Source organism: Pseudonocardia pini (assembly GCF_013870575.1).
Classification (GTDB): domain Bacteria; phylum Actinomycetota; class Actinomycetes; order Mycobacteriales; family Pseudonocardiaceae; genus Pseudonocardia; species Pseudonocardia pini.
The window spans coordinates 1-6619 of the sequence record NZ_JACBXB010000274.1 but is presented as its reverse complement, the minus strand read 5'-3'; the positions used below and the strand labels follow the sequence as shown (position 1 = coordinate 6619).

Here is a 6619-nt window from a genome sequence, read left to right as displayed (position 1 = left end):
GCAGCGCACCAGGTCCGTGTCATGGATGACGATCGAACCCTTCTCCGGCTTCAACAGCCCCGGGCGCACGGTGGGCAGGACGCGGCCGCGGGACACCAGGTCCTCGGCGAACTCCAGGAGGGTCCGCAGGTGGGCGACCGAGCGCCCGTACCGGACGTCCTCCGCCGGGTCCCGGAGCTCCGCCGGGTCCACCACGACGCCGGGGACGGACCAGGGGAGCAGCGCGACCTCGCCCGAACGCCTGCCGGACGCGGTGGCGCGCACCAGCTCCGGGGACTCGACGGGGCCCGCGGAACGGGAGGGCAGCAGCAGCGTGACAGAGGTCTGCTTGCCGGGGTGGATCCCCGCGAGCTGCGAGGCGGGGACGGCGAAGGGGTGGGGGCGGGCCGAGCGCAGCGAGCGCCGGGAGGTGGTGGCGGGCCGCTCGCCGTCCTCCGCCCACAGCACGGGACCCCGGCCGGGGCTCCAGAAGGCGTGGACGACGAGCACGGGACCAGGTTACGAGCTACCCCCGACAGTCCCGCCCCACGGGCACGGGCCCCCTCGGACGGTTCGAGCGGTCACAGCTCGTAGAGGGGGCGGACCTCGACGGGGACCAGGTCCACGTAGTCCGGGTGCTTCGCGATCCAGCCCCTGATGAACGGGCAGTCCGGGTAGACGGCCAGCCCCCGCGCGCGCGCCGCGTCCAACGCGTGGCGCGCGAGCTTGCCGCCCAGGCCCAGACCCTCGTACATCGAGTCGATCTCGGTGTGGACGAAGGTGATCTTCCCGGGCTCCGCGCGGTACTGCGCGAACCCGGCCAGCCTGCCGTCGACGTGGATCTCGAAGCGGGACCACTCGGCGACGTCCAGGATCATCGGTTCGGTCACGACGTGGATCCTCCCAGGGACCCGTGCGGCACGTAGCTCGCGGGGATCACACCGAGCCTGCCCTTCTGGTAGTCCTCGTAGGCCTGCAGGACCTCGGCCTTGGTGTTCATCACGAACGGGCCGCCCCACGCGACCGGCTCGCGCAGCGGCCGCCCACCCAGCACCACGACGTCGAGCGCGGGGGTGCGCGAGGGGAGACTCGCGTTGCCGCCGACGGTGATCACGTCGCCGGGTCCGAACAGGGCCAGCTGTCCTTCCCTGACCGGCCGGGCGTCCCTGCCGACGGTCCCGGCGCCGGAGAGCACGTAGACGAGCGCGTTGAAGTCCCGCCGCCACGGCAGCCGCAGCTGCGCGCCGGGGGAGACCGTGGCGTGCATCATCGCCATCGGCGTGTAGGTGGACCCCGGCCCCTCGTGCCCGGCCAGCTCGCCCGCGATCACCCGGATCAGGGCGCCGCCGTCGGGCGTCGTGAGCAGGGCGGACTCGCGGGCGCGCAGGTCCTGGTACTTCGGCTCGAGCCACTTCTGCGCCTTCGGCAGGTTGACCCACAGCTGCAGGCCGTGGAACAGCCCGCCGCTCGCCACCAGCGCCTCCGGCGGCCGCTCGATGTGCAGCAGCCCGCCACCCGCGGTCATCCACTGGGTGTCGCCGTCGGTGATGTTCCCGCCGCCCCCGTGGCTGTCCTGGTGCTCGAACTCGCCGTCGATGATGTAGGTGACGGTCTCGAACCCGCGGTGCGGGTGCCACGCGGTGCCCTTGGGCTCGCCGGGTGCGTACTCCACCTCGCCCATCTGGTCCATGTGCAGGAAGGGGTCCAGGTCGCGCAGGTCGACGCCCTGGAAGGCGCGGCGGACGGGGAACCCCTCGCCCTCGAACCCGCGCGGCGCGGTGGTGACCGAGCGGACGCCTCGGTCCAGCTCGGTCGGACCGGGCTCGGGGACGCGGGGCAGCGTGGTGACGTCGGAGACGGTGACGGCGGGCATCGGAACCTCCAGAGGTAGTTGCGCTTGCAACAACACCGGCGTGCCGCGTTGTGTTCCGCCCATGATGGGGGCATGACGGACGAATGGGGGATACACCGCCTCGACCTGGCGGCCTACCTGGCCCGGATCGGCTGCACGGCGACGGACGACCTCGCGCGGCTGCACCGCGCGCACGTGGCCGCGATCCCGTTCGAGAACCTCGACGTGGTGCTCGGCCGGGGGATCGACCCGGACCTGGAGGCGGTGCAGGACAAGCTGGTGCGACGTCGTCGGGGCGGGTACTGCTACGAGCACGCGACCCTGTTCGGCGCGGCGCTGGAGCGGCTCGGGTACCCGGTCCTGCGGTTGCTGTCGCGCGTCGGCGGGGACGGGACCGTGCCCACCCCGCGGACGCACATGGTGCTGGCCGTCGAGGCGGCGGGGGAGCGGTGGTTCGCCGACGTCGGGTTCGGGTCCGGCGTGCTCACCCCGATCCCGTGGCGGTCCGACGCGGTGGAGCACCAGGGCGACTGGCTCGTCGGGTTGCAGCTGGGGGCGGACGGCGAGACGTGGGAGCTGTGGGAGCGGACGCCGGAGGGCGGCCGCGCGGTGCTGCACCGGGTGACCGAGGAGCCCCAGCACGCCGCGGACGTCCGGATGGCCAACCACTTCACGGCGACGTACCCGTCCTCGCCCTTCGTGCGGCAGGTCGTGGCGATCCGCAAGGACGAGCACACCCGCTGGACCCTGGCGGGCCGCGAGCTGACGACGGCCCGGCCGGACGGCACCGAGGAGAAGCGCACGCTCTCCGGCGAGGAGGTCGCCGCCGCGCTGGAGGAGGACTTCCGGATCACGCTGACCGCGGCCGACCGTGCGGCGGTAGCGTCCCTCTGAGGTCACTCAGACATCCTCCGGCGCAAGGGAGCACCGCATGGCAGAACCGACCGTCGTCCTCGAGAAGCAGACCTTCCTGGAGGGGCTGCGGTGGCGGGCGGGCCGGGTGTGGGTGAGCGACTTCTACACCCACCGCCACCTCAGCCTCGCAGAAGACGGCTCCGACCTGCGCGTGGAGGCCACGGTGCCCGCGCAGCCCTCGGGCACGGGGGTGCTGCCGGACGGGCGGTTGCTCATCGCCTCCATGCGGGACCGACGGATCCTGCGCCGGGAGCCCGACGGCACGCTGGCCGTGCACGCCGACCTCTCCGGGCTGGCGCGGGGCGTGCTCAACGACATGACGGTCGACCCGCAGGGGCGCTGCTGGGTGGGCTGCTTCGGCTTCGACTTCATGAACGGCGAGGCCCTGGCGCCCGCGGTGCTGATCCGGGTGGACCCGGACGGGAGCGCCGAGATCGTGGCGGACGACGTGCTGTTCCCCAACGGCGCGGTCTGCGACGGGCGGACCCTCGTCGTGGCCGAGAGCTTCGGGAACCGGATGACCGCGTTCGACGTCCAGGCGGATGGCTCGCTGGCGAACAGGCGGGAGTGGGCGCGGTTCGGCGAGCCGCCCACGTCGACGGACCTCGGCGAGGTGCTGCCCGGTCTCGACGTGGTGCCGGACGGCATCGCCGAGCCCGACGCCGAGGGCGCGATCTGGGTGGCCGACGCGGACCACCACCGCGCGATCCGGGTGCGGGAGGGCGGGGAGATCCTCGGCGAGGTGTCCGTCGGCGACCTGGAGGCCTACGCCGTGGCGCTCGGCGGCGAGGACGGGCGGACGCTGTTCCTCGCCACCGCGCCGAGCTCCCTGGAGCACGAGCGCGCCCACACCCGGGACGCCGTGCTGCTCGCCGCCCGGGTCGAGGTGCCGCTCGGACTGTGAACGACTGGCTCGCGAAGGCAGGCGCCCACCCGGTCGGCAGGCTCGCCACGCTGCGCCCGGACGGCACGCCCCGGCTCGTGCCGATCACGTTCGCGCTGGTGGACGGCCTGTTCTGCTCGGTGGTCGACGAGGTGAAGCCCAAGCGGAGCACCCGGCTGGCCCGCCTCGCGGACGTCGCGCGAGACCCTCGCGTGGCGCTGCTCGTGGACCACTACGCGGCGGACTGGGCGCAGCTCTGGTGGGTCCGGGTCGACGGGACCGCGGCCGTGCACGAGGCGGGGGAGCTGTGGGAGCGGGCGCTGGAGGCCCTGTGCGCCAAGTACCCGCCCTACGCCGCCGCCCGCCCGACCGGCCCCGTCCTGGTGGTGACCCCCGTGGCGGTCCGCGGCTGGTCCGCCTCCTGACCTGTGAGTGGCGATGGTCGCCGGAGGTCGCCGGAGCGACCATCGCCACTCACAGGGTGGTGATCCAGGCGGTGACCGTGGCCTCGACGAGGGCGGGGCGTTCGAGGTGGGGGGCGTGGCCGCAGTGCAGGGACAGCAGGTCCACGGGGCCCTGCGCCTCGTCGCGGACCGCCTCGACGTGGACGGCGGTGCCGTAGGGGTCGGCGTCGCCCTGGACCCCGAGGACCGGGCAGGTGATGTCGGACAGCTCCGGGCGCAGGTCCCAGCCGCGGAAGGCGGGGTCGAGCCAGACGTCGTTCCAGTTCCGGAAGGTCACCTCGGCGTCTCGGTGGTGGCGCGCCATCCGCCGTGCGAGGTCGCCGGAGTCGAAGGCCTCGCGGGCGGCGCGGATGGCCTCGAGCGCCGAGGGCTCCACCAGCACGTGCGGCGCCAGCACGACCAGCCCGGACACCGGGAGGGCGGCCGCGGCGAGCAGGGCGACCGAGCCGCCGTCGCTGTGCCCCACCAGGATCGGTTCTCCGAGGTCCAGGGCATCGACGAGCGCCGGGACGACCGTGGCCGCCTCGACGTGCATGAACCGCGGCGTGCGCTTCTGCGGGGGCGGGTCGCTGAACCCGTGTCCCAGCCGCGAGTAGGCGACCGTGCGCCTGCCGGTCGCCTCGGCGACCCGCCGCGGGAACCCCTTCCACAGCCCGACCGACCCCAGCCCCTCGTGCAGGAACAGCAGGGCCGGACCGGCGCCCGGCACGTCCTCGACCTCGTACCCCAGCCCCGCGAGCCTGATCACCCCAGGAGTGCTACCAGCTTCCTCGGCGCCACGCAGCGGTAGGCGTCGGTGACGATCTCGGCGATCTCCGCCCAGTCGACCTCGACGTCCAGGTAGACGCCCAGCCAGCCCCGGTGTCCCACGTACGGCGGCCGGAAGAACCGCTCGGGGTCGGCGGCGACGAGCTCCTCCTGGACGCCGGGCGGCGCGGCGCACCAGAAGGCGAGGCGGTCGTCGTGGTGGTGGTCGGCGAGGCTCACGAAGACCTTGCGCACGAACCAGGTCGGCTCGCCGTGGCTGAGCTTCTCGGTGGCCTCGGGGAGGGCGAGGCAGAGCTCGCGGAGCCGCTCGACCGGCGTCACGGCGCGTCCGCGGCGGGCGGGGAGGGCCGGTAGGTGCCGAAGCACCACACGTTGCCCTCCGGGTCCTCGACGGCGAACTCGCGGGAGCCGTAGTCCTGGTCGACGGGCTCCATCACCACCCGCGCGCCGGCACCGGAGGTCTTGTCGTGCAGGGCGTCCGGGGTCTCGGTGACGAGGTAGACGACCGCGCGGCCGGTGTCGAAGCGCGGGTCGCCGCTGCGCGGACCGATCATGACCGCGGTGTCGCCCCAGAACAGCTCGGCATGGCCGACCGACCCGTCGTCCGCCGTCGCGACCGTGCCCGGGACGAGCCCGAGGGTCCCGGTCAGGAAGTCGAGCGCGGCGCGGGGGTCGTCGTAGCGGAGGGTCAGGTGGATGCTCATGGCGCGGAACCTACGTCCGGCTCGACCGCCGCGTCTTGGACGAATGCGCGCCGGTACGCCGTGGGGGTCACCCCGGCGAGCGCCCGGAACTCCCGGTTCAGGTGGGCCTGGTCGCTGAACCCGCACTCGGCGGCGATCCGCCCGAGCGGGTCGCCCGCCACCGCCAGCCCCGCCGCGCGCTCGAAGCGCAGCACCCGCGCGGCGGTCTTCGGCGCCAGGCCCACCTGCGACCGGAACCGCGCGGACAGGTACCGCCTGCTCCAGCCCGTCTCCGCGGCCAGCTCGGCCACGCCGATCCCGCCCGCGGTGCGCCGCAGCAGCCGCCAGGCGTGCACCACCTCGGGATCCGGGAGGCGGACGTCCTCGGTGAGGAACCGGTCGGCGAGGAACCCGAGCAGGTGGGCGAAGCGGGCGGGCCAGTCCGGCTCGGCGGCGAGCCGCTCCGGCAGCTCGTCGAGGGCGCGGTCACCGAGGGCACCCAGCGCGGGGACCGAGTTGGCGACGTCGGCGCCGGGCCTGCGGAGCAGCGCGAACGTGCCGATCGGCGTGAGGTCGACCTGCATACCGTGCTGGTCGCCCCGGAACTCGGTGAGCACCGCCGCGTCGTGCAGGCCCGCCAGGAAGGACCGCGGCACGGACGGTCCGGCGGGCCCGTAGAGGCGCAGCGGCGGGCCGAAGCTGAGGATCAGCGTGCACGACCCCACCGGGGCCTGCCTGCGGCGGAGCGGCCCGCTGCTGAACTCGCGGTAGCCCTGCAGGCGCCGGACGTACGGGCGGAGCAGCGGCGGCGGGTCGCGGAGCAGGTACTCCATCCGGGCAGTGTGCCCCGTATCGCCCGGGTCCGGCCAGCGACCATAATGCGCGCATGACAGGGCTGGCGGCAGACGTCGTCGAGCAGCTCCCGGTCGGGCTGTTCGCCTTCGACGCCGCAGGCAGGGTGCTGCTGTGGAGCCCCGAGGCGGCCCGGCTGACCGGGTGGGCGTCGGCGGAGGTGGTGGGCCGCAACCCGTTCGACCACGAACGCCGCAGCGTGGACCTCGTCGCCGCCCAGGCC

General features: G+C 74.2%; 10 protein-coding genes and 1 pseudogene. 4 read left to right on the top strand and 7 right to left on the bottom strand.

Annotated features, from left to right (window positions below; translation table 11 throughout):
* From H5J29_RS16620 to H5J29_RS16610, 3 genes and pseudogenes are all read right to left on the bottom strand, one after another.
* A pseudogene (locus H5J29_RS16620) lies at positions 1-489 on the bottom strand (ATP-dependent helicase); the annotation flags it as partial.
* A 71-nt stretch (positions 490-560) separates the two neighbouring features.
* Entirely contained in the window at positions 561-869 is a 309-nt protein-coding gene (locus H5J29_RS16615) for a GNAT family N-acetyltransferase (RefSeq protein ID WP_312858268.1), read from the bottom strand.
* Positions 866-1852: a pirin family protein gene (locus tag H5J29_RS16610; protein WP_181781869.1), complete on the bottom strand. Its 987-nt coding sequence runs from the start codon at positions 1850-1852 to the stop codon at positions 866-868. Before H5J29_RS16610 ends, H5J29_RS16615 begins: the two co-directional genes overlap by 4 nt.
* A 72-nt stretch (positions 1853-1924) precedes the next feature.
* Here H5J29_RS16610 and H5J29_RS16605 point away from each other — a divergent pair, with 72 nt between their 5' ends.
* From H5J29_RS16605 to H5J29_RS16595, 3 genes are read left to right on the top strand one after another with little or no spacing between them, the layout of a single operon-like run.
* On the top strand, positions 1925-2725 hold the full coding sequence (locus H5J29_RS16605) for an arylamine N-acetyltransferase family protein (RefSeq protein ID WP_181781868.1): 801 nt from the start codon (positions 1925-1927) through the stop codon (positions 2723-2725).
* A 37-nt stretch (positions 2726-2762) separates the two neighbouring features.
* On the top strand, positions 2763-3650 hold the full coding sequence (locus H5J29_RS16600) for an SMP-30/gluconolactonase/LRE family protein (protein WP_181781867.1): 888 nt from the start codon (positions 2763-2765) through the stop codon (positions 3648-3650).
* Positions 3647-4054: a TIGR03668 family PPOX class F420-dependent oxidoreductase gene (locus H5J29_RS16595; RefSeq protein ID WP_181781866.1), complete on the top strand. Its 408-nt coding sequence runs from the start codon at positions 3647-3649 to the stop codon at positions 4052-4054. The genes H5J29_RS16600 and H5J29_RS16595 overlap by 4 nt, the downstream gene beginning before the upstream one ends.
* Positions 4055-4103: 49 nt before the next feature.
* Here the strand turns inward: H5J29_RS16595 and H5J29_RS16590 are convergent, their stop codons facing one another.
* Genes H5J29_RS16590 through H5J29_RS16575 form a run of 4 tightly spaced genes read right to left on the bottom strand, consistent with a single transcriptional unit; the run spans position 4104 to position 6377 of the window.
* A complete protein-coding gene (locus H5J29_RS16590) occupies positions 4104-4841 on the bottom strand; it encodes an alpha/beta fold hydrolase (protein ID WP_181781865.1) in 738 nt (245 codons plus the stop codon).
* Positions 4838-5182 carry an MmcQ/YjbR family DNA-binding protein gene (locus H5J29_RS16585; RefSeq protein WP_181781864.1) on the bottom strand — a complete coding sequence of 115 codons (345 nt, stop codon included), beginning with the start codon at positions 5180-5182 and terminating at the stop codon, positions 4838-4840. Before H5J29_RS16585 ends, H5J29_RS16590 begins: the two co-directional genes overlap by 4 nt.
* Positions 5179-5565 (bottom strand): VOC family protein, encoded by a 387-nt coding sequence (locus H5J29_RS16580; RefSeq protein WP_181781863.1) that lies wholly within the window; start codon positions 5563-5565, stop codon positions 5179-5181. Before H5J29_RS16580 ends, H5J29_RS16585 begins: the two co-directional genes overlap by 4 nt.
* On the bottom strand, positions 5562-6377 hold the full coding sequence (locus tag H5J29_RS16575; protein WP_181781862.1) for a helix-turn-helix domain-containing protein: 816 nt from the start codon (positions 6375-6377) through the stop codon (positions 5562-5564). Before H5J29_RS16575 ends, H5J29_RS16580 begins: the two co-directional genes overlap by 4 nt.
* Before the next feature lie 53 nt (positions 6378-6430).
* Between H5J29_RS16575 and H5J29_RS16570 the strand changes: the two genes are divergently transcribed.
* The coding region (locus tag H5J29_RS16570) for a PAS domain-containing protein (protein WP_181781861.1) at positions 6431-6619 on the top strand (189 nt) is incomplete at its 3' end.

Coding starts and splice junctions, on each gene's coding strand:
- H5J29_RS16610 (WP_181781869.1), bottom strand. CDS start 1,852: ATGCCCGCCGTCACCGTCTCCGACGTCACCACGCTGCCCCGCGTCCCC.
- H5J29_RS16605 (WP_181781868.1), top strand. CDS start 1,925: ATGACGGACGAATGGGGGATACACCGCCTCGACCTGGCGGCCTACCTG.
- H5J29_RS16600 (WP_181781867.1), top strand. CDS start 2,763: ATGGCAGAACCGACCGTCGTCCTCGAGAAGCAGACCTTCCTGGAGGGG.
- H5J29_RS16580 (WP_181781863.1), bottom strand. CDS start 5,565: ATGAGCATCCACCTGACCCTCCGCTACGACGACCCCCGCGCCGCGCTC.
- H5J29_RS16575 (WP_181781862.1), bottom strand. CDS start 6,377: ATGGAGTACCTGCTCCGCGACCCGCCGCCGCTGCTCCGCCCGTACGTC.